Source organism: Algoriphagus lacus (genome assembly GCF_003583985.1).
Classification (GTDB): Bacteria; Bacteroidota; Bacteroidia; order Cytophagales; family Cyclobacteriaceae; genus Algoriphagus; species Algoriphagus lacus.
Genome location: NZ_QXML01000008.1, coordinates 79964 through 104246 on the forward strand (window position 1 = coordinate 79964; position 24283 = coordinate 104246).

The window sequence follows — 24283 nt, forward strand, 5'->3', positions numbered from 1 at the left end:
ATACCTTGGTTTACCTTATGAAAATCAATTCCAGGAAAGAGTTTAGGTTTGCTCATCATGAAAAGCAGGTTTCCGGCATTAAATTGCCAAACAATCTGGCAGAATAATTGCCTTAAGTAGCGTATGAATCTATCCTTTATCTCATCGTTTCTGTTTACTCTGGTTTTAGTTTGGAATCAGGTCCAGTACAGCCAATTGGTTGGTAGCTGGCAATTGATTCATTTTGACGGAATTGCAAAGATTGTCCATTCTCCTCAATACCAAAATGCAACTCCAAATGAGAAAGCCAGCATGGATGCGAGAATCAAGTTCAGATTGGAAAATACGGTTTACCAGTTTGAGGAAGGGGACGTGCTGAAATTCACCGATTTTGAAAATCAGACTATTGTACAAAAAGAAGTTAAAATCGAGTTGACCGAAGGAAATATGCTGGTGATCCACGAAGAAAAAGGTGACCGACTGGCAAAAATTGTGGAATTTTCAGAGGACAAAATGGTGCTACAACCCATCAGTCAAAATGCTTCCACTGGGAAACTCACCTTTCAACGAATCAAAAAATAAAACACCCTTAAAATAAGCCGAAAGCCGCGAGGGACTCCCTTGCGGCTTTTTTTATTCAAATCCCAGGTTCAATTGGGCTGGAAGTAACTGGAAGCTTTTTCGATGCCAAATCGTACTTCCATATTTTTCGATTCCTTCCCTATGCGCTTTGGTGGGATATCCGGCATTTCGCTCCCAAGCAAATTGGGGGAATTCCAGGGCGAGATTTTCCATCAATTCATCCCGATAAACTTTAGCCAAAATGGAAGCAGCTGCTATACTGGCAATCTTTCCGTCTCCTTTTACCACGCATGTAAATGGGAAATCCAGATCAGACCTCCAGCGATTTCCATCAATCAAAAGATGCTCGGGTTTCATTTTCAGTTGAAGGATCGCCCGCTTCATCGCCAGAAATGAAGCGTTCAGGATATTAATCCGGTCGATTTCTTCCACGGTTGCTTCTGCGATCGCCCAAGCTACTGACTTGTCTTTAATTTCTTCAATCAGTTCCTCCCGGTTGGTTTTGCTCAGCTTTTTGGAATCGTTGATCCAGGGGTTATGGTAATCTGCCGGCAAAATAACCGATGCAGCCACTACAGGGCCAGCCAGACAGCCTCTGCCTACTTCGTCACATCCGGCTTCGATTCGATTAGCTTCTAAATAGGGGAGTAGAGGCATCGTGATGCGGTTCGCTGGCTTTGCAATATTTGTGAATCATCTCAGCTACCAAGGCAGTCCACCCGGTCTGATGCGAAGCACCCAATCCCATCCCCGTATCCCCATGAAAATACTCATAAAACAGGATGTAATCTTTGAAATGCGGGTCTTCCTGAAATTTCTTTCGCTTGCCGTAAACCGGACGGTGACCATTTTTGTCCTTCATGAAAATCTTCATACAGCGAAGCGAAAGCTCTTTGGCGATGATGTCCATAGTCAGGTAATTCCCTGATCCGGTTGGGTATTCTATCGAGAAATCACCTCCATAATAGAAATCAAATTTCTTCAGTGATTCGATGATCAGGTAATTGATCGGAAACCAGATCGGACCTCTCCAGTTGGAGTTTCCCCCAAACATCCGGGTTTCGGATTCACCTGGTGCATATTTGACAGACAGGGTGTCCCCGTTGATTTTCATCGAATACGGGTGCTTTTCAAAATACTTGGATAGAGATCTGATCCCATATTCACTCAAAAATTCATCGGAGTCCAGCATGCGGTGGAGGACGCTTTTCATCCGATGACCGCGAAGTAGGGAAAAGAGTCTCCGCTTGTCATAACCAGGCTGAATCCAGCTGGATACCAAGGCCGCAAGTTTTGGCTTTTCCCTCAGAAAAAATTCAAGGCGCTTTTTGAACTCCGGAAGGTTGTCGAACAAATCCTCCCGGATGGGTTCTACTGCGAAGAGTGGGATTAAGCCTACAATTGACCGAACTTTCAGTTTTTTTGGTTCTTTTCCCTGATAGTGAAAGACATCATAAAAAAAGTTGTCTTCATCGTCCCACAGCGAAATGTGCTCCGAGGAAATATTGTTCATCGCACCCGCGATGTAGAGAAAATGCTCCAGAAACTTGGTAGCACTAAACTGGTACACTGTGTTGAACTCACAAAGATCCAATGCGATTCTCAGCATATTGAGCGAAAACATCGCCATCCAGGAAGTACCGTCAGCTTGCTCGAGTTTTCCTTGGTAATACTGGGCGTGGTTTCGGTCAAAAAGCGAAATATTATCCAGCCCGAGGAAACCTCCTTCGAAGATGTTATTACCCTCTGAATCCTTTCTGTTTACCCACCAGGTGAAATTGAGCATGAGCTTGTGCATGGCCCGTTCCAGGAATTCCCGGTCGCCTTTGCCCCCGTTCAGTTTCTTGTCAATCTGATAGACTCGCTGGATAGCATAGGCATGCACAGGAGGATTCACATCGGAAAAATTCCACTCATAGGCCGGAATTTGCCCGTTGGGATGCATGTACCACTCATTGAGCAGGAGCAGGAGTTGACTCTTTGCAAATTCAGGGTCAATCCGTGCAATTGGAATACAGTGAAAAGCCAAGTCCCATGCCGCATACCATGGGTATTCCCACTTATCCGGCATTGAAATGATGTCGTAGTTCTGAAGGTGACGCCAGTGTTTGTTCCGGCCTTCCTTTCGTTGTTTTGGAGGCTGATAGCGTCCTGCATCACCTTCCAACCAACGGTTGACATCGTAGTAGTAGAACTGCTTGGACCACATCAAACCTGCAAATGCCTGACGCTGTATGGATCTTAGATCTGGATCGGTAACCCGGTGTTGGATTGTTTCATAGAATTCATCCGCCTCTTTTCTTCGGGTTTCCAGGCTTTTATGACAGGACTCGAGGGGGTTTTCCTCGATTTGGTGTTGCATCCGGAGCTGTACCGATACATGCCCTCCAGCTGGTACTTCCAGTTCATAGATCGCGGCAGCTTTTGTGCCTGAATTGGCAGGATTTAGTCTGGTACTGTCGCCTTTGATGACATAGTCATTGATGCCATCTTTGGTGAATTTCCGTTCGTTTGGAATCCCATATAGACGCTCGCGGTTGGTCTCATTGTCACAAAATTTCAGGTCAGGTTGCCCGCAAAAGTTAAAGATGTAATTCCCTGATTTTGGATTGAAAGCTTTGAAAGCATGTTCGTTGAGCTTGCTGATTTTGGGCATGAAGGGTTCATGTCCGGTAAACCATGTCTTTCGAAACCACACAGTCGGCATTACCCAGATTTTTGCTTTCTCGGGTCCCCGGTTATGAATGGTAGCAATGGCTATAATATCCTCAGAATCGTTTTTGGCGTATTCGATGAAGATGTCAAAGTAGCGGTCTTCATCAAAAATCCCGGTATCGATCAGCTCAAATTCAGTATGACTTTTTCCAGCCTTTTGATTTTCTTCGACAAGGGATTGGTAGGGAAATTCAGCCTGAGGATACTTGTAAAGCATCTTCATATAACTGTGAGTAGGGGTGCTGTCGAGGTAATAGTAGATTTCCTTGACATCCTCTCCGTGGTTCCCTTGGTTTCCCGTCAGCCCAAAAAGACGCTCTTTGATAAATGGGTCCTTTCCATTCCAGAATGCCCAAGCCAAGCAAAGTTTCTGCTGGTGGTCAGAGATTCCGGCGATTCCTTCCTCTCCCCAGCGATAGGCTTTGCTCCGAGCATCGTCATGGGTTACGTTTTCCCAAGCTGAGCCATCCGGACTGTAATCTTCACGGACAGTTCCCCATTGTCTTTCTGTGAGATAGGGGCCCCACTTTTTCCAATGCTTCTTCCGCTCCTTATCTTCCTGTAATCGTATATATTCAGCTGACATTTGCTTTCTCTCCGTTGAGCAAGGGTCGAAATTATCACTTTCACGGAATTAAAGTTCAAAATGTCAAAGAGTGTTTATGAACGGAGCTTTAATTTTTTTGCAGTTCAATGTTTATGTTAGGTGTATGATGGGGTTACAGGAAGGATGACATCTTTAGGTGAGTAGTGGTTGATCAGGCCTTTGACTATCGTAGGCCACTTTCCTGACCAAATAATGGCCTCAATCGACTTGGATGAAGAATCAGTCCCAAAGGTCTCAAGTCGATTGAAATCGAATTTTTTCGACTTTATTCCCACTCCCGAAGCCTCTGTGTCAAGTGCATTGCAGGCTTGCTCATATTGTCCGTCTACCGGTATGACCATCACCGGCTTGCCCAAATACATGGCTTCGCAGATGGATTCAAATCCTGCTGTGCAGACCAGCCCTTTGCAATCTGCCATCGCATCCAAAAACAACCGATCATTTACCCGGTGAAAGCTAAGATTTGGAAGGGGTGTTTCTACTTCAGCGGCTCCTTTTTTATCCCAGAAAGCTTTGATTTTAACATCAGGGTGGATTTTGGCAAATTCAATAATTTCACCTGCATAGCCGGGATTGACCATATAGGCCAGATAAAAATTCTCGGTTTTTGGAATCAAGCGGGTGACTTCCTCTCTCAAAAGCGGTGGAACTACGCGGATTTTGTCTGTATTTTCTTTGGGTAAAAACGAAAGCGCCAAGCGCTCCCTTGCCCCTAAAGCTGTAATCCGGGTATTCAGTCGGAAAAGAAATTTCTCCAATCGCCGATTTGGAGCGAAGTGAAACTCGGGATGTGCTTCCAGATATTGATGCCCAATCGCCCAAAAGATGGCCTTTGGCTGAAAAATCAAATGATAAAATCCCCCCAAAAGCTCATAAAAATTCACCACCACATCAGGCTCCTTTTCTTGGATCAAAGCATGAATTTGCCTGAGACTTTTCCAGAATTTCGGAAGGTTCAATGTGTTTTTGAAAATGGTTTTTCCCAAAAGAATCCGCTTATCTACTCCATCAGATTCAAAGTTTGGGCTGTCGAGGGACAGGGTTTCGGCTCCTATCTTTTCAAGGAAAAAATCCGGGATTGTTCTTCGTTTACTTTTTCCTACCACTACTGCGGAAAGTTCGTGTCCCTGAGACCGGATCAAATGGGAAAAGGCAATTGCTTGGGTCATATGCCCGCGGCCTTCACCCTGAACGATAAAAATGAATTTCATGTGTTTATAATTTGCTTTTTATATGCCACATGGAATCTCGCATGGATGATATTTTTTTTACTAAGATCGTTTGCGTCATGCTCGATTTCATATTACAGTCGAAAATGAGGTGGAGTCAGGTCATCTTTTGGCAATTCGAAAGAAACTTTGCGCAGCGGGATCACCGAGCTTTCCACTTCTTCTGAGCTGCCGATAGACTGCTCATCAAGTTGGATTCCTTTAAAATCAATTTCGTTGTAGTAGATCAATTGCCAGTTGCCCTCATGATCCTCTGCCAAGGCACTCATTGTCTCTACCCAGTCTCCCGAATTGAGGTAGTGGATACCATCAATCATTCGGTTTTCCGCTTTGTGGATGTGGCCGCAAATGATGCCTTCACATCCCTTGGACCGGGCCATTTTTGCAAGTTCGGACTCAAAATCATCGACGTAGGAAACAGCCGATTTGACTTTCCCTTTTACATACTGGGAAAGAGAAAAGTAGGGCAAACCAGCCTTGAATCGGTAGAAATTGACCACCCGGTTCATCCAAAGCAAAAACGTATAACCGATATCCCCCAAGTAGGCGATCCAGCGTAAGTTGGTGGTAATGCTGTCAAATACATCCCCATGAGTAATGAAGTACTTTTTGCCCTGAGAATCATAAATCATATCCGTTTGGATATGAAGGCGACCGATCTGCAGCGGGAGGATTTGCTCCAAAAAATCATCGTGGTTTCCCCGGAGATAAAATACGTTGGTGTTGTGATTTTCAATCATTTTCAGGATTCGGTTAAAAAACCGGGTATGCTTGCGCTTCCAGCTTCCTGATTTTTTGAGTTGCCAGCCGTCGATGATGTCTCCGTTGAGGATTAGATTTTCACATCGGTACTGTTTGAGAAAACGGGCGATTTCTTTGGCTTTGGATCCTTTGGTACCCAAGTGAACGTCAGAAACGACGATGGTTTTGTAGTGGGTCTTCACTCTGTAGGTTTTAATCGAAAGCTAGGCTGTCGATGTAAATCCATGATGTTTAGGTTATTAAGGATTTGTTTAAATTTTAGTTTTTTATTCTGTTAAAATGAAGAAAAAGTTAAGGAAAGGTGAAAACCCTGATTGTATCAAACAACCGAAAGAAGTAATTTGAAGGAAAATCATTCTTAAAAGCCTATCGATGGATATCAGCATTGTGTTAGAATGGGAAAATGCCTTGTTGTCTGAACTCGGTCGGACACGGCAGATGATTGTTTCTGTATTTAGGCAGGTAGCCACGAGGCCGGAGCAATTTGAATTATTGATTCTATTCAATTCAAATCAAGTCAGCGAAGAGTTTATCAGGGATTTCATCGACAGGACAATTTCATCTTTTGGGCTTGAGCCAATGGATCCGATCCGATACCATGATGCTTTGGATGCCCATTATTTTGAATTGAAAAATGAAGGAACAAAGCTGGCAGAAGGAAGAAAAATCCTTTTTGTAGACAGTGATATAATACCCGAGGATGGTTGGTTGGATAAAATAATGGAAGCCCATGCTTCCTGTCCTGGAGATTTGGTTTCAGGATTAACTCACATTGGCAGTGACTCCTTTTTGGAAAGGGCCTTTTCAGTTAATTGGTTTTTTCCGTTTCCGGATGACAATCAAAACCTGAATCAAGTCTCCATCATTCATTCCAATAATTTTATGGTGGATCGGGTAATCATGTTGAAGTTTCCCTATCCCAAAATGCCTGAAGGGATGACCCGCGGCTCTGATTTGTTTTTGTGGAAGCAGATGCAGCAGAATGGAATTCGCCTTTTCGTTCATCAGGGAGCGAGAGCTACCCATCCAATCCCAAATGGGTGGAGTCATTTTTTCAACAGGGGTTTAGCTGAAGGGAGAGACCAGTATGTAGCAATTACCCAGACTGAAATTAACCCAGGGAATTGGATGCCGCTTTTTTTAAGATCCTATGGAGGACTGCTTAAAAAGGTTTTTAGAAATACTTTCAAAAAGAGAAAACAAGCCCATATTCCCATTTGGGAGGTACCACTCGTGATAGGGACGATGGTGTTTTATTATCATTTATTCTTGGTCGGAGGGCTGATGACCAAAGTCGTCCCAAAAGTGGCTAAGGAATCCTGGCAGATCTAATAATCTGTGAGCGGGTCAAAACCCGCTTTTTTTATACCAATGGTTTTCTGTCAAGTACCATCTTGGCTTAGTTTCGCCTTCTAAACTTTGAGATAATGAGGCGAATTTTATTGGTATGGGGGCTTTTTATGTCCCTTAGCGCAGGCTACTCCCAAGAGCCTGTGTACAAAGGAAATTACGAGCTTGCTGCTCGATTTTCACCTGAGAAGCTTAAGAAAATGGTTTTTTCCACCAGCGTGGACCCGCACTGGATGAAAAAATCTGACCGGTTCTGGTATGAATACGAGACCAGTGATGGGAAAAATTGGTACGTGGTGGATCCTGTCCGTCGGACTAAATCCCCGATGTTTGATAGGGATAAATTGGCAGCTGAGATCACGAAAGCGGTAAAAGACCCCTTCGATGGTCATCACCTAAAGCTAGACGACCTAAAGCTGCTTTCGGATGAAAATACGATCGAATTCAAGGTGAAAAGCACTGCCGATGTGCTCAAAAAAGACTGGGCAGAGATCAAGGCAAAAAATAAAAGTCCCAAGGATTCGCTGGAAAAGAAGGTTCATACCTTCCGGTTCAACCTGACCACCCAGCAGCTTACTGAGATCGAAACTGAAAAAGATCCAGAGCGCCTCGCCTGGGCGAATATCGCTCCTGACTCCTCCAAAGTGGTTTATGTCAAAAACTTCAACCTCTATTGGATGGATAAAGCCAATTTCCTTAAGGCAGTTAAGGATGCCAAAGATTCCACCATCGTGGAAAACCAGTTGACTACAGATGGAGAAAAGGACTTTTCCTATGGTGGAGGCAATTTCGGCGATGACAATGAGGAAGTGGAAAAGAAAAAGAATGACCGCAAGCGTGCCGGAATCCTTTGGAGCACGGACAGCAAGCAGTTTATCCTCACCCGCACTGATCAGCGGAAGGTGAAAGACCTGTGGGTGATCCACAATACAAGAGACCCACGGCCAACCTTGGAGACCTACAAGTATGCTATGCCGGGTGAAAAAGAACAGCCACAAAGCGAGTTGTTGCATTACTCGTTTGATTCCAAAGAACTGAAGAAACTTCCGATTGCCACCTTCAAAGATCAGACAGTCAGCCTTTGGTCTACTACGCCTGCAGCCAATACCCGTGACGATGAATTCAGACCCACACTTTGGTTGGGTGATATGGACGAGTTTTACTTCGCACTTACTTCAAGGGATCTAAAGCAAGTGGATGTTGTCAGATGGAATCTGGCTTCCAATCAAAAAGAGGTCGTCATCCATGAGCGAAGCAATACCTACATTGATTTTGAAAAATTGGAAATCGTCGGAAACGAGCTGATCTGGTGGTCAGAACGTGACGGTTGGGGTCATTTTTACCTCTACGGAAAAGACGGTTCGCTCAAGCGTCAACTCACTTCTGGACCCTATCATACAGCCGGTGCTGCACGAGTAGATGCCAAAACAAGAAGATTGTTCTTTACTGCAAATGGCCGTGAAAAAGGGGAAGATCCCTACTACGAGCACCTTTACAGTGTGAGCTTGGATGGTGGTGTAGTGACTTTGCTCAACAAAGGTGACTTCAACCACGAAATCAGCATCAATGACAACGCTTCTTTCTTTGTTAACAATTTTTCCCGAGTGAATACCGTACCTGTTTCGATTCTTTACGACCGCAACGGCGCCAAAATCATGGATTTGGAAACAGCTGACCTGAGCCAACTTTTTGCAGCGGGGTATAAGTTTCCCGAGCCGTTCAAGTTCAAGGCGGACGATGGCATCACAGACCTCTATGGAGTGATGTACAAGCCATATGATTTTGATTCCACAAGAAAGTATCCGCTGATCCAGTACGTGTATCCTGGTCCTCAAACCGAGGCGGTAAATAAGTCATTTGGTCGCGGTATGGACCGAACCGATCGACTGGCGCAATTTGGATTTGTGGTGGTAACCTTAGGTAACCGAGGAGGACATCCTGCCCGGTCCAAGTGGTATCACAACTATGGCTATGGTGACCTGAGAGATTACGGTTTGGCAGATAAAAAGGCAGCCGTGGATCAGTTGGCGGATCGCCATGCTTTTATCGATCGCAACAAGGTGGGGATTCACGGACATTCCGGAGGTGGATTTATGTCTACCGCAGCGATGCTGGTCTATCCGGATGTGTTCAAAGTGGCCGTATCCTCTGCCGGAAATCACGAAAACAACATCTACAACCGCTGGTGGTCGGAAAAACATCACGGAGTGCAGGAGCGGATCCTACCAAGTGGAGATACCACCTTTGTGTATCAGATTGAGAAAAATCCGGACTTGGCCAAAAACCTCAAAGGTCACCTCATGCTCAGTACCGGTGACGTGGACAACAACGTACATCCAGCCGGAACCATCCGCATGGCCAATGCCCTCATCAAAGCAGGTAAGCGATTTGAGTTTGTGATTCTTCCTGGTCAACGGCACGGCTATGGAGACATGACGGAGTATTTCTTCTGGAAAATGGGGGATTACTTTGTGGCGCACCTACTCGGAGATCATACCCCGCCATCGGTGGATATGGTGGAGATGCAGCGGGATAAACCGAAAGACAAATAAGAAAGCCAAGTCAGTATTCTGAAAAGAGCCTTTGGGGTTTTACCTCAAAGGCTCCTTTATTTTAATCCAATTATGCTGAATTTTCCAAATGATGAGTAACTGTATGCCATTGCAGTGGCAACTGCACATGATGTAACCGAAGGATTTTTAAGCCTGTCAAGATTTCGGTCTATTCAAACGTTGCTTTTGAAATTAAAAGCAGATCCTTAAGCCAGAGGAAGGATGACAGAGAAGGAAGTTCCCTTGTTTTCCTCTGAATTTACCTCAATCACCCCACCGTGAGCTTTCACAATATCATATGCCAAGCTAAGTCCCAATCCAGTTCCCTGTCCGGTAGGTTTTGTGGTAAAGAATGGCTGGAAGATTTTTTCTCTGATCGACTCTGGTATACCTAAACCATTATCCTTGACCGTGATTTTTATGCTATCAGGTACTGCGGTTTTACCTTTACCTGTGTCTCCCTCTTTTACCTCACTGGAATACAGTGCTGTCGATACGGAAACTGTTGGTTGGTATGATTTTTCGCCTTTTTTACTCCTTTCATTTACTGCATAGAATGCATTGTTGATTAGGTTCAACACTACTCTTCCAATGTCTTGAGATACTACTTCAACTTTTGGCAAATGAGGATCAAATTCAGTCGTAAAAATTGCATTGAAGTCTTTGTTTTTAGCTTGTATCCCGTGGTAAGACAGTCGAAGAAATTCTTCAACCAGATTGTTGATGTCAGTATCTACCTTGTCACCTACACTGGAACGGCTGTGTTCCAGCATGCCTTGGACTATTGAATCAGCTCTTCTGCCGTGCTGGTTGATTTTTTCCAAGTTTATTTTAATATCCTCACTGATGTCCTTGGCACCGAGTAGGTTCCCTTCTGCAAGTTCTTGCTTCATTTCATCGAGTAACTCGATGGAGACTTCTGAAAAGTTTTTTACGAAGTTCAACGGGTTTTTTATTTCATGGGCAATTCCGGCTGTGAGTTCACCGAGACTGGCCATTTTTTCGGATTGGATCAATTGAGCCTGGGTTGATTTTAATTGATCCAACGCGAGTTCCACTTTCTCCCGTTGGGCATTAATTTCTTCCTTTTGTTCTTGAAGAATCTGATTTGCCTTTTGCTTACTTAGGTTGTTGCGGAAGAGGTAAATGCTGATTAATATGAAAATGAACAAGCCTGAAAAGGAAGCAAAAATGATAAGTCGTTGATTGAAAACGGCGGCATTTTTTAACTCAGTGTCTTTTTGAAGCAATTCAATTTCAGCTTCCTTTTTGTTCAATTCAAATTCGAATTGAAGCTGCTGGATCATTTGTTCCGTGCTGGATTTTTCGATTTCTTCCTTTACATTTTTTGAATTGATTTCACTCTCATAGGCAGCTTTGTAATTACCGCTTAGCGCGTTGATCTCTGCAAGATTTTGATAAATGTCCAATAACTCATTTTTGGCCTCAGTTTCAATGGCGAGTAACCTTGCCCGCTCCAAGGTGCTGATTGCATTCTCAAAAACCCGCTGTTTTTTTTGGGTTTTTGCCAGTCCGATTAGGCTTTGAGTCAGCTCAAACTTTGCATCCTGTTTTTCTGCCAGTTCTATTGCCTGCGTATGGTAATTATATGCTTTTTGGAAATTGCCCAAGGAAGCATTGATTTCTCCTAGTTGGGTGAGGGGAAAGGTTGCGTCGACTGTCCCTTCCGATAATTTTAATGCAATTTCATGGTAATAAATGGAGGAATCGTACTTGGATTCAATGAAATAAACTTCCCCAATATTCATGGATGCCGTCGCCATTCCCTGCTTTTCAGCTATGCCCTCAAATACTGCCAGGGATTTTTTGAAGAATGAAAGAGCTTCCTTGAACGTGTTTCTATTTTTGAGATAGACCGTTCCAATATTATTTAAGGAAGTGCCAATTCTTAATTTGTTATCCAGTTCCTCCGAGATCTTCAAAGACTCAAAGTGGAGCTCTAAAGCTTTTGAGCTATTTCCCAGCATGTAGTAAATGGAGCCAAGATTACTAAGAATATTTGCTTCTCCTGTTTTATTGTTGGTCTCCTGAAATAATTTAAGTGCCTCTTGAAAACTTAGAATCGCATCCTGAAATTGACCTTGTTGGGCAAATGCTCTTCCTTTTGCATTATGAGCTTTAGCCAGTCCGGGGCTGTATTCTATTTCTTCTCCTAATTTGATTGCTTCATCAAAATAAAAAAGTGCCTTCTTTACATCAGAACCAAGGTACTCAAGGCCTAAATCCAAATAGCGTGATACTTTGGTACTGTCTTTTTCCAGTTTCTCTAGGTCATTCAAAAGGCTGTCAGTTCTGGAGATCTGAGCCAGACCTTTCGTTGAAAAAAAAGAAGCCAGTAAAATCAACAAGAGTAATTGTCTTAAAAAATTCATATCTGATAAAGTCTGCTTGGTTTTATTTTTTTAACACTACCGTGCTCTTTTTTGCCTTGCTAAAAAAAGGAATGGATTCAAGGATAATCAATATTGCCTAGGGTTTATTATGAAATAACTGGATTTGCATTTTATTTTTTCTGTGTTTCACGGAGCTATCAATCTTTTTTTGTCCGAATCCAAGATCAACATTTATTCAGACATCTGCCAAAGCCCAACAAAAACTAATAATTCTTATTAGGGTATTGATCAAATTTAACAAATTCTACCATTAATTTTCTTTTAGCCCAGTCTTGTCCAGCCTTCGGATTTGACATTATGAGCTTACCATTTTTTTGAGTTTTAATTTTTCCCAAGCCTTTGAATTAACCGTAAGGACAAAAAAAAAGAATGGAGTTTAGTCCATTCTTTTTCTAAGGATTGAAGAAGTCGTTAGTATTTCTTCATTACTCTGATGGTCTTAATTCCATCCCTGGTTTGAATACTGATGAAATAGATTCCGGTATTCAACTGAGAGAAATCCAATTCAATTCGGCTTTCGCCTTGATGCCAGGTTCCTTTCCAAGGGAGATTTCTACCTAAAGCATCAGACAAGATCAAAGTTGATTCAGTAGGTGCAACATCCAAATGTCCTTCCAGAGTAATGTTAAGTCTGTTTATCACAGGGTTAGGATATGCTTTAATTTCTCCCAATTCCTCTTCACCAAACGTAGCAGAATTTATTTCAAGATTTTCAGAAGGCACGGTTCTTAGGTTTGCCAAAGTTTTTGCCTTAGGTCTAATGGCAATAGCCTGTGCAGCCCAGCTTTCTCCTGCACTAGCGGTAGCACTAAGATTACCTGTTGGTCCTGGATCATTTTGGATAGTGAAGGCCATCATATTAGAGGTAAGCCCTTGCTGATTATTTGGGTCGTCATAAACCTCAGTGAATCCTGAAGGTGGTGTCCAAGTTGCATTCTGCTTGTTGGTGAAGAATGCCATCACTAGGGTATTGCAGTCTACGGTAGTAAGGGATGGTGCGGTAGCTACCATGGCAGATGAGCCCGATGCGCCGCTATGGGAAACTATCGGCCCGTCTTTGTGTGTTACATCTGCACCACTAATTCTCGAAATACCCATTGTCCATTTTGGACTTTGACTGATTCTGAATCCATAAGTTGCAGGTTCACTGGCAGTCGCGACCTTATAGAAGGTGATCATAGCAACCTGATTGAGCTGGTTAGTTCGTCGAATCTCTTTCCAGCCTTGAGGTGGTGTCACAGCAGGGGATTGACCTTTTTCAAACATTAAACCAACAATCAAAAGATCACCAGCTGTAGTATTTATCGGTTTTTTGATAACAGCCGGATTGCTTGTGTTTCCACTGCCCTTGGCAGTTTCAGAACTTCCTATTATCGGAGCTTCATTGATACATCCCACGATAGTTATGGAAGCAGGTTCTGAAGTTGCCTCTAGGTAATTTTCATTACCCACAAATTTTGCGGTTACACTATATGTTCCCGGCCAAATCGGTGCTGAAGCAGTTGGACCATAACTTGTTTTTCCGGTTCCTACATAACTAAATGTGATCAGGTCAGCAGCAAGCAATTCTGCAGGTTCGCCTATTCCAAAGGCAGTTGCAGTGGCAGCAATTGGCTCTCCGGTAAATTCGATTGGGCTAGCCGGTACCGTTATGGTGACAGTCGGAGTTGCTTGTTTCACAATAAGATTGCCCCGGTTGATGGTAGTTACCTCGTAGTTTGAAGGTGAGACCAAGGTGATTATAGGATCAACCTGGTAAGAACCTCCCGGTATTCGTACACTCACAGGGGTTGAAGTACTTCCTTTTAGAAGTGAATAAGTGATGGAACTCACCACAGATTCCACAGTGTCCTTCAAAGTTATTGGGTTACCAGTTTCATCCTTGAAAGATGTACTCAATCCAAACCCGGCAATTGCAGTGGCAAATTCAGGTGTGGCATCACCAAATGTGATTTCACCTGGATTGGCTGAAGTAGTTGCTGTCAGTTCAGCTGGAATGATGGACAATTCGGCAGGCAAATAAGTGGCCTTGAAGTTTCTGGATTCATAAGTTCCCGGAATGATGAAATGGTTGCCAACATCTGTTCCTGTGACCATGTTAATCGCGAAGAATTCGAGGTTAAAGGACTCGTCATTTTCCCCTACTTCTTCGCCGAAATCATAGAACTTTCCAATTGATTGATTTTCTCCTTCAGTTGCCAATTCGAGATCTTTTTCACCAAAAATTACCAGGGTATTGTCCTCGTTTACACTGCCTCCTTCGGTACTGTTGATGATTGTTCTCGAGTTGATAATGGTCCTGCCATTGATCATCGTGCGGGCATTGATAATGGTTCTTCCATTGATAATGGTTCTTCCATTCACTATTGTTCGCGCATTGATCATGGTTCTGGCATTGATCATGGTTCTGCCGTTGATCGATACAGGCTTGAGTTCCTGGTTCTCTTGGCTCTCCAAATAATCAGCAAACGAGCTGGCAGGAACGTCAAATGCGGAATTGATGATTGGTCTGCTATTTATTATAGTCCTAGAATTGACCATGGTTCTGGCATTGATCATGGTTTTGGCACTCACCATGAAGCTTTTGTTGTTGAGACTTGCCTTATTGATAATCGTCTTTCCGTTGAAAATTCCCAACGGAAGCGTGGTGTCATCTGTTTGTTTGGCAAGTTCAAGTTGCTGTAAGTAATCTGCCAGGATTTCATTTTTAAGCTTATCCAAGTCTGAGATTAGCTGTTTTCCATCCGATTCGATGAATTCCTGAGGAATGATGACTTCATACTTCAAGTTTTCGCTGATGGATTCCCCATACTTCAAAGAGGATTCTCCAGTCAAATCCACCGGTTTGATGGTGATAGGTAGGGGTTCCACTTTAAGGATACCCGGTCCATAGTTTCCTAGAGCATTATTCAGTCCATCATAGAGGAAAGTGCCGTCTCCTTGAACCACTCCTACATAATTGAAGAAGTCGGAGAAAGCTACATCTGTTTGTGGATGTGAAGCAGTGATCACATAATTTCCCACTTCTGCTGATGAACCAGTGACTGTACTTGAAAGTGTCAAAGGAACCAAAGGACTGTTTTCATCCACAGGATTCAAGGTAAGCCCAACGTCCTCGAGCATTAGTGTGCTTTTTACCCAAGCATTATCCTGGCGTTCATAAATACTCGCAGTGAATGGATCAAAGACTTGACCATACTTTTTGGTCTGATCATCTGCGCGAATGGCGATAGTCTTTTTGGTCGGATCAAAGAAATAGGCAGGGCCTGCAGTTCCTCCATCTTTGCCTGTTTCGGAAATAGGATCATTTACCACAGTGACACCAGGATTTCCTTCAAAGGCTGGAATTGTTACTTCCAAATATCCGACACCCTCCTCGTCTTCCTTATAGGTTGAGGTGACCGGTTCATCCCTGAGAAGTACCTCGGAACCTTCATATAGGTTGGTTCCTTTGATAACCAGAGTAAATTCGGTATCCCCTGGAGTGATGCCTGCGCCATAAACCAGTTCAAGATTTCCAGGTTTTGGTGCAGCAAGCTGAAGTAAAGCCTGATCAGCCCGGACAAGTCCTGAACCGGATTTGAAATCATCACCAGGGTCATGCATATCTTCAGCGCTTGTCTTCAATACCCTGCGGATGTCTGCAGGCAAACTTACCCCTACTTCGCTCTGCCAACCTTCTGGACTGGTCGTAGGATAGTATTTGAGTCGTGCCTGTTTAATTAATGCTGCAACTGCAGCTACATGCGGCGCTGCGGCAGATGTACCATAAAAGTTTGGAAAATCATCCCCTTCCAACTCGGGGGCAAACAGATCTACCGTGGTATTTACCCCATTTGGACCGGTGAAATCCGGCTTGGTACGAACATCACCATTCGTCATAGTTCCCCCTCTTGAGGAGAAGGTCGCTACGGTGAAAGGATCGGTTCCAGCAGGAACTAAGGCAGGATCAAATCCAAAAGCTGAGGTGTTAGCATATAGAACAGCTCCTACGGTCATTGCTCCTTCGGCATTTGCGTGTCCTACAACAGTAGAAGAGTTGATGCCGTTTTGATCGTTGGGGTCAAGTTCTCCACGGAATACCACATATTTAAATTTGATTCCTTTGTTGGAATCCAGATCTGAGCAGGTTCCACATTCTCTGGCAATTACCAGATTGATAGTTGTTTCTTCTGTGACAGTGAAGGATAGAATTTCAAGCGGATCCCCATTTGAGTTGTTTCTGTTAAATCCGAAAAGCGGCACCCCATAATCCTTAAGGTAGATGTCCAGATCGTATTCACTACCTACCTGATCAATGGAATAGAGCGGATCATCCCATTGAAGTGCGATCATATAGACTGCAGGACCATCTTTTCCTGGAAAAACTTTAATGGATTGTGTGGTTTTTCCATCGCTGAACTGATGGACCCGTCCACCATCAGTCCATTCGCCAAACTTCAACGGTAAACTTATTGATGGGTCTTGAACCGGATTAAATACTCCTTCGAAGGATTTATTACCAAAATTTCCAGCAGCAGTAAAATAGGAAACTCCTTTTGCGGCAACTTCATTGACTGCTTTTGCGACTTTTCCATCACTAAAGAATGGCTCCGTGATGTAGGTAATATCATCTACAATGATGTCACTTCCTGCTAACGCAAGGTCGCGGATTCCCTGTGCGAAATCTCCCGCTGTGATCACACCTGTTCTAAACCCAAGTTGTGCGCCTGGAGCTACATCATGAACAATCTGCAGCATGGCACGGCCTTCGTCTGTTCCTTTTCCAAATCTTCCTGGCAAATCCCGGAAGAAATACAAGTCATTGGGAACGTCTCCGTTGTCAATGTCTGTTTGTATAGGATTGACTCCTGCATCCGTTCGCGTCTTATAGCTGTCTGAAAGAACTCCGATTTTAATGCCGGTTCCGTCTATAGCTTGATCTCCTTCGGAATGAATGTATCCAGCACGTACCAAGTTGGATCGCATCACCAGATCCCCTTGTGAGGTAGTTGCCCCTTTATTGGGTATCCCGGGGATGGCAGGCCGTACGTAATTGATTATTTCATTATAGGCACTATTGTTCAGTTCCAACAAATTACCAATCGGGATAAAACCAGCAACGATCAAGGAATTGGGGTCTTGCTTCAATTCTTCCTCGGTAGGAGTTACAAATCCCAGACTTTCAAGTAAAGATTTGACAGCACTAAATTGATCCTTGAAATAGATCACTTCGATCAAAACTTCATTTCTTTCGGGATCTATGTAAAAGATTTCATTGGACTGAACAGTTTGGCCTCTTCGGAATATTTCATAAAGTGCTTTTAGCTCAGATCCAATTGGCTCATACATTTTTCCCTGAGAACAGATGCCGAAAATTTGCCGGTCATTGACTGTTACTTTAATTGTACCAGAGACACTGCAATTTCCAGAGGTAGAAACTTCAATTATGTCTCCATTGGTTACCAAAACTGAATCAGGTGTACCAATTGTGATTCCTCCACGGGTGAAAACCAATTCCCCACCAACGACTGATACATAGTCCTTTAAATTGGCTATGGCTGTATTTCCTCCGTTTTCAATACTGCAGAGGACTGCATCTGTCACTGAAATAGTGGGTAGAGGACTCACAGTTACTGTAAAAGTCTTCGCAGTACCGCAATCACCCACTGGAATGACTTCGATAATGTCGCCGTCTGACACTTGGATGGATCCAGGAGTAGCAATTTCTACTCCTGCTTTTTTGAAGATTAATCCTCCTGTATTCACTGATGCATAGTCATTCAAATTGGCAATTGCTGTATTTCCTCCGGGTTCAGTACTGCAGAGGATTGCATCTGTCACAGTAATAGTGGGAAGAGGACTCACACTTACTGTAAATGTCTTTGGTGCACCACAGTTACCTTCTGAAGTAACCTCAATTATGTCGCCGTTTGTTACTTGGATGGAATCAGGTGTGGTTATTTGTACTCCGCCTTTTTTGAAAATCAGATTACCAAAATCTACTGATGCATAATCAGTCAAATTGGCTATGGCTGTATTTCCCCCACTTACAGTACTGCAGAGGACAGCATCTGTCACAGTGATAATGGGTACAGGATTTACATTTACATTTAGGCTACATTGAGTTGGCAAACAGGCTCCTGTGTTATCTACATAAACTGAAACAGTCCCCGGAGTAGTCCAATTAATCTGAATGGAATTTGTGCCTTGACCTGAAAGGATCACTCCACCTCCTGTAACTGACCAATTATAGGAGAATGCTCCAGCAGGTACAGAATAAGATGCCGAAGTGCCGGAACATAAATCCGATGCCCCAATGATTGTACAATCCGGGTTAGGGTCAATTATGCCAGAGGCAGCTTGTACAGAACGGTTTTGATTTCCTACCGAAGTTCCATTGATAGAAACTACTCGGGTATGGTAAGGTGATCCACTGATGCTGGAAGCAGAATTTCCATCGCCCCAGTCTTGTGCACTGGCAATGTGTCCACCCCAGGCAATAACTGCCGTATTATTTGGACCGTTAGCCCCAACTACGTTAAAAGTGATACTTACACGGGTGATTGCACTTGCCGAACTAGTGCTCTCTTGTATTAGATATTGAATGGCAGTGATCGTCCCACCATAAATAGCCATTCTTTTTTCAGAATCTTTCAGTTTGCTAAAACTTCCAACAGGTTGCGGAATGCCCGAGGGTGCTGGTATCGGAAAGAAGCTAGGATTTCCGGAGTTGGGGATTACTGTCTCACAAATCCGGTCAAAACTCGTGATGTAGTCTATAGCACTTTTGCTACCGGTTCGGGTATCCCATTCGATTACTACCGTATTAGGTCCAGGTCGTAATCTGGATATCGTCATTCGGTAAGGAATGGATTGCCCCTCTAAAAAATGACTGTTTCCGGAGTTGGAATTTCCCGTTGCCCAAACGATCGGGCTTATGGGGTCTTTGTCAATTCCGCCGTTTTGTCCTTGCTCAAGCGTTATTGATTGGGAGTAAGAAAAATTCACACTTAGCAAGAATGCGAATAATAGGCTAGAGCCTAATAGTAAGAATTTACGCATTGAAAGTTAGTTTAAAATGAAAATGGGTAATAAAAACTTTTAAAATGTAAAGGACTTTGACAGTATTCAGAATCCCGCCCGTTTACTTAAATTTTCTTTCTCAGAAAAAGAATAAAATACAGAATAGCTTCTTCGAAAGACGAATAAAAAGATATGATTTTTTTTGTGTTTAATTTCTAAGAATAAAAAAAAACTTGGAATAATGTAAAGAAACACAGGGAATTAGTTCGGATTTAAGCCCTTTTTTCAAGAATTATTAAAGATTGTTTTGAGGATTCGAATGCCTGAAGAATCTAAATTCACTGAGAGGATAATAGCCTTTTTATGAACCTCGGGGGAAATGATTCGATTTGATGACTTGGTGGCCTGAAAAATAACTCAAAGGCCTAAAGCAGCGTGGTTTTTTTGGCGATTTTTTCTTTCTGGTAAAAAACAATCCCTCACAGATTTCACAGATGGACACAGATTCATTTATCTGTGAAAATCTGTGTGATCTGTGAGGAAAATATCCTTGTCTGTGCGTCCTCTGAGCCCCTATCTCCTGTTCGCAGGTCTGCTGTGGATCCTCAATCCCTCACGCAACGAAATCCCACCGTTGCATTTCGCTCAAAACCGGGACTGACCCGGAGCAGTTGTTGCCGATGAGTCAATTCCCTTGGACCGCCTTGCACATACCACCAACTGCCGGACGGCTTGAAATAGGATCCACCTTTCAAAATGATGTAGCGGTGACTTCCGGAGTGGTATTCATCCTGGGTGAGTTGCCAGACCGAACCGACCAAATCCTCGATTCCCAGTGGATTGGCACCTTTGGGATAGCTACCGACCGCATCCATTCGCCCATTCCCTAAATTGACCAGGGTGGAGTCGATTCCCTCCAGATGCACAAAAGTCAACGTTTCGGTCACAGGTTCCAGCCTTCGGGTCACAGGCGTAGTTTGCTCCCAAGGCCATTCCTTTCCGCTTTGTCCGGCCTGAGCAGCAAACTGCCATTCGGCTTCGGTCGGTAATCTTTTTACAGCCCATCGGGCATAGGCTTGTGCATCTTCCAGGCTGACATAGACGACCGGAAAATTCTCCTGACCTGCCGGGATTTTACCGTTTTCCCAATGCTTCAGGAAATTTGCTGAGTCTATTGGAGCATACTTGGTTGACTTCAAAAAAGCCTCGAATTGGGCATTGGTCACGGGATGTTTGTCTATCCAAAAGGACTCGAATTGAAGGACTTTCCCTTCCTCCTGCTTGGGATAAGGAATAAAGGCATCTCCGCTTGTGGTTTTGAACTCGAAGGCTCCGGCGGTTACTCGGACCATTCCTGCGGCAGTATCTTTCGCTATGGTTGTTTTTTCTGCGATTGAAATCCTCCTCGGAGTCCCGGGTTTGAGATAGACGATCGTCTCGTCCATCAGAATCCCATCTTCCAAAAACTGAATCACAAAATCCCCCTCATACCGCCCAAAATGCTCGGTAATTCCAATTCGCTGCTGCTTGGCGGAAAGGAGCAAAGGTGATTTGTCATAGGCTGGATGACCTGCCCAAACCCGAATTTCTCCGGTTGATTTTTTACTGTTCAGCTCAATAAAATCCCCGTCCAAACTAGCCTCCAGGATTACCGGAAATTGGGCGATACAGTCGACCGCACCTTCATTGTTGGTGCCGAGTTCGTAGATGGGAAATGATTCGGTCATCGCTTCGATCCACCATTTGCCCTCTTTTTCGGTGGGTTCCACGAGTCGGTGATGCCACAGATCCACAAAGTGCGTTTCTTCCTTTGGCTCCACTTCGAAAAGCAATCCCTTGAAACCTTGAGGACGGATGCTGTAAATGGTGTAAATCGTTTTTTCATCGCCTTTCCATTCATTTACCCAAAGGCTGTCGGTAGTGGTAGGAATCAAGGGAGTAAAGCCTCTGGCCGTGAAATTGAAGGTGTTTTCCCGCAGGATTCGGCTGGTTTTTCCCAAAAAGGCATATTGCTCCTCTACCCAGTCCGGCTGACCAGGAGCCATGATGTTGAGTTCGGTGCCGTAGCCGTTGAAAAAGGCCGTGGCGAATTCCCTTCGAATCTTTTCCTTAAATAATTCAGCTACCCGGAAGATGGCAAATTCCGGTTTGATCAGCTTGTTCAGGTTGAGCATGGGCGGGTAGTAGAGCGCATTGTGCACCCTTCCGGAAACGATGGTCGGCATGGCCTTGGGAATCGCCATCCCTTCGCTGTACATTACCACGCCCGGCTTGACCCGATCCGCTGCATCCTGAAATTCCCTTCCGGCTTCTGCTTTGGTATCCAGCACGACTCCATCTGCATCCGTGGCCAGTATCAGATCATACAATCCTTCAAAATGGTTTTTGCTGTTGGTGCTTTCGTCCCAGGGATTGTAGCAAACAAAGAATTTCGTCCCCTTTGCCCGGCTCAAGGCTGCCTGGTTTTTCATTGCATCCAATCCTCCGGGAAGGTCCTTGAAGAGGTCAAACTGGTTTCGCTGATCCAGTCCGAGGGTCGGCCAAGTTGGCCAAATGCTGATCACTTCGTCTCCACCGTACAGCTTTTTGCCCCGCTCCAGAAAGTCCTGCAGCGTGTATTCTCCTTTCTCCAAATCGTAATAGAATTTGTCCCAGGCATACATCAAGTGCATCACATAGCTGTGACGGATCCACTTCAGATCTTCCCTCTCAAAAAGTGAATTGTCAAAATCCGTCAGATCGAAGAGCATTTTCTCCTGAAAAATCCGTGTCAACCCCGCCTGCCATTCCCCCGAATAACTTACCGCATAGAGATGGTAATTCACTTTTCCTCCCGGAAAAAGGACAGTTTCGAATCGTCTTCGCGTGCCGTTTTGGATGCTTTCGCGATCACGCCGGGTGAGGGCAGCGATCTTTTGGCCTTCCGAAAGCGTAAGTCCTGCATAGCCCAATTCCCACGCATTGTCCGGAACAATCACATTCACCGGAATTCGATTGGGCAGGAAAAGATGGGTACGGGAAAGCGGATGTTTGCCTTGTCCCGTGATCAGCGCTTCCGTTCCTTCAAGGGAAAAAGGATGCACATTGTGCAGTTGGATGGTGTCTTGGGAGGTATTGGTGAAGGTGAGTATCCATTCCAGTTCCCCGTCGGGGCGAATCAGCTCTTTTAGAAATAAATCGATAGAAGGAGAAAGGTTGGTGCTTGAAAAATGTTCTTCATTTACCTGAAAGGAAATAATGGGCGTAGCTTCCTGGGGTTGGTAATCCTGTTGTCCGATACGAATCGAACGGAGTTGATTTTGGGGGTCAAGGGAAATTGATGAGACTGTTTTTTGGGCAAAAACCAATTCAGAATTGAAATAAAAGAAGCAGAAAAAGAAGAATAAGGAGCGTTTCATGAGAGGCTGAGGTTCAAAGCCAAGTTAGAAAAAGTCCCTCTTAATCAGAAAATCATTATTTCAGCGGGAGCCTTCCCACACCTTTTTCTCCTCTGCGATTTCTTCGTTCAATACTGCATTAATATCCGCTTTTGCTTTCCGAAGGAAGTGAACAGTGGTACCTTTTTCCCGGGCGAGCGGATGGGTGATTTTTCCGATTTCCCGGTATTCCTCAAAAAAGCCGGTTTCCCGATCTGTGATCTGTTCGTCTTTTTCCCAGACGAGAATCAGGTTATCCACTTTTTCCCTCAGATCAAACCAATACAGGTAATCGGCATTCATGGTCAGGGCTTCCAATTCCGGGATGTTGGAGTAGTAATTGATCGCTCCCGCCTGCCCGTAATTGTCGCAGATGATCAGCGTCCGTCCATCCTTGGGCATCAGATAATAGGCCGAGTCTACCAAGTGTGCCAGTTCACTCCAGCCTAGCATGTCGGCAAAATCCTGAGGGATGGGGTGTTCTTTTCCGTCTTCCCAGCGGTTGAGACCCAGTTTGGAATATGCCGGTGGGTTTTCCTGGATTCTTTGAGGTGAATAAAAGGGATGAATCAATGGCAAGGCGGGAAGAAAAAGCGCCGGAGGAAGGATCAGGGCCAGGGGCTTTAGTTTCCTTTTCCAGCCTATTTCCAAAAAATCAGCAACCCAAACGGCTCCAAATCCCAGCAAAACCGGGTAAAGCCCGATGGCATAGTAGCCTTTGGATTGGAAGTAGGTGAGGATAGCGAGGGTGAAGCCGAAAGTCCAGAAGATAAACCGGAATTGGTTAAACCGGGGAAAAGCCAACAAGGCGACAAGACCGGGAACCCAGATAAAGAGGGAAGGGTAAAAAAACAGGATTTGCTCGTTCAGAAAGCCCAAACGGCTGTTGTTGACCAGTTGGTACTTGCTCAGCAAACTCATGTGCGCCATCACCGGAAAGCCGTTTTGCCATTGCCAAATCAGATTGGGAGTGACCAAGGCCAAGCCAAGCAGAAGTGAAAAATAGAGGTGCTTGTTAAGGAAAATGCTTCGTTTAGGGGTAGCCAGCAAGGCCAGAAAAAGTCCCAATGCCAAAAATACGATCGAGTATTTGTTCAGAAACCCAAGCGCAAAACTAATCCCCAGCAGGTAAATCCATTGGGAATAGTTGGTTTGGAAAAAGCGGACAGCGGTGTAAAAGACCAAAGTCCAAGCCAGGATATCAATGGAATTGGGCTGAAAAAGGATATTCAGGCGAAGCAGGGCTGAGAAAAGCAAGGCAATGGCAGCGAGGCTTTGGGCGAAGAGGTTACCGCCCAATCGTTTGACCAAATCCCAAACCACCCAGAGGGTAAGCACTCCAACCAGTGCCGGGAAAAAACGCACCCAAAACTCGGAATTACCCAATCCCCGGATCAACACGGAAATCCAGGAAGTCAGGGGAGGAACAGACAAATACCCCCAAGCCAGGTGATCGGCCTGATCCAAATGCAAAAACTCATCCCGCTGAAGCTCAAAGTCCGGATGCACGACAAGGTATTGGAAGGCAAACTTTAGGAGGATGAAGAGCAAAAGTAGGGATCGGGATTTATTCATCTTTGCAATTCTCAAATCATGTGAATCGTTGGATTTTCAATTTAAAAGCTTCAAACAAAACTAATCATCCCACTCCCTTCGCCAATCCACAGAGGAC

11 protein-coding genes are annotated in these 24283 nt (G+C 44.3%); 3 read left to right on the forward strand and 8 right to left on the reverse strand.

The features are described 5' to 3' along the window. The first annotated feature begins 123 nt into the window (after nt 1-123). Nucleotides 124-561, forward strand: coding sequence for a hypothetical protein (locus D0X99_RS15450; RefSeq protein WP_119478753.1), 438 nt, complete (start codon nt 124-126; stop codon nt 559-561). Nucleotides 562-612: 51 nt separating this feature from the next. Here the strand turns inward: D0X99_RS15450 and D0X99_RS15455 are convergent, their stop codons facing one another. From D0X99_RS15455 to D0X99_RS15470, 4 genes are all read right to left on the reverse strand, one after another. After that, nucleotides 613-1218 (reverse strand): ribonuclease HII, encoded by a 606-nt coding sequence (locus tag D0X99_RS15455; RefSeq protein ID WP_119478754.1) that lies wholly within the window; start codon nt 1216-1218, stop codon nt 613-615. Continuing rightward, entirely contained in the window at nt 1190-3862 is a 2673-nt protein-coding gene (locus tag D0X99_RS15460; RefSeq protein ID WP_119478755.1) for an MGH1-like glycoside hydrolase domain-containing protein, read from the reverse strand. The genes D0X99_RS15455 and D0X99_RS15460 overlap by 29 nt, the downstream gene beginning before the upstream one ends. Before the next feature lie 116 nt (nt 3863-3978). After that, complete coding sequence (locus D0X99_RS15465) at nt 3979-5094, reverse strand: glycosyltransferase family protein (protein WP_119478756.1); 1116 nt, start codon at nt 5092-5094, stop codon at nt 3979-3981. A 92-nt stretch (nt 5095-5186) separates the two neighbouring features. Then, complete coding sequence (locus D0X99_RS15470) at nt 5187-6056, reverse strand: UDP-2,3-diacylglucosamine diphosphatase (protein WP_119478757.1); 870 nt, start codon at nt 6054-6056, stop codon at nt 5187-5189. Between the two features lie 190 nt (nt 6057-6246). Here D0X99_RS15470 and D0X99_RS15475 point away from each other — a divergent pair, with 190 nt between their 5' ends. Next, a complete protein-coding gene (locus D0X99_RS15475) occupies nt 6247-7206 on the forward strand; it encodes a glycosyltransferase (protein WP_119478758.1) in 960 nt (319 codons plus the stop codon). A gap of 128 nt (nt 7207-7334) precedes the next feature. Further along, entirely contained in the window at nt 7335-9776 is a 2442-nt protein-coding gene (locus tag D0X99_RS15480; protein ID WP_394336584.1) for a S9 family peptidase, read from the forward strand. Nucleotides 9777-9982: 206 nt separating this feature from the next. Here D0X99_RS15480 and D0X99_RS15485 read toward each other — a convergent pair whose 3' ends face one another. The 4 genes from D0X99_RS15485 to D0X99_RS15500 all read right to left on the reverse strand — a co-directional run bounded on the left by D0X99_RS15485 (nt 9983) and on the right by D0X99_RS15500 (nt 24186). Beyond that, complete coding sequence (locus tag D0X99_RS15485) at nt 9983-12169, reverse strand: tetratricopeptide repeat protein (RefSeq protein WP_119478760.1); 2187 nt, start codon at nt 12167-12169, stop codon at nt 9983-9985. A gap of 432 nt (nt 12170-12601) precedes the next feature. After that, the gene (locus D0X99_RS15490) at nt 12602-19234 is read right to left on the reverse strand and encodes a S8 family serine peptidase (protein WP_233553739.1); all 6633 of its coding nucleotides are present in this window, start codon (nt 19232-19234) and stop codon (nt 12602-12604) included. A gap of 566 nt (nt 19235-19800) precedes the next feature. Next, nucleotides 19801-22593 (reverse strand): formylglycine-generating enzyme family protein, encoded by a 2793-nt coding sequence (locus D0X99_RS15495; RefSeq protein ID WP_119478761.1) that lies wholly within the window; start codon nt 22591-22593, stop codon nt 19801-19803. Nucleotides 22594-22653: 60 nt separating this feature from the next. Further along, nucleotides 22654-24186, reverse strand: a complete 1533-nt coding sequence (locus tag D0X99_RS15500) for a glycosyltransferase family 39 protein (protein ID WP_119478762.1) — start codon at nt 24184-24186, stop codon at nt 22654-22656. Nucleotides 24187-24283 lie beyond the last annotated feature (97 nt).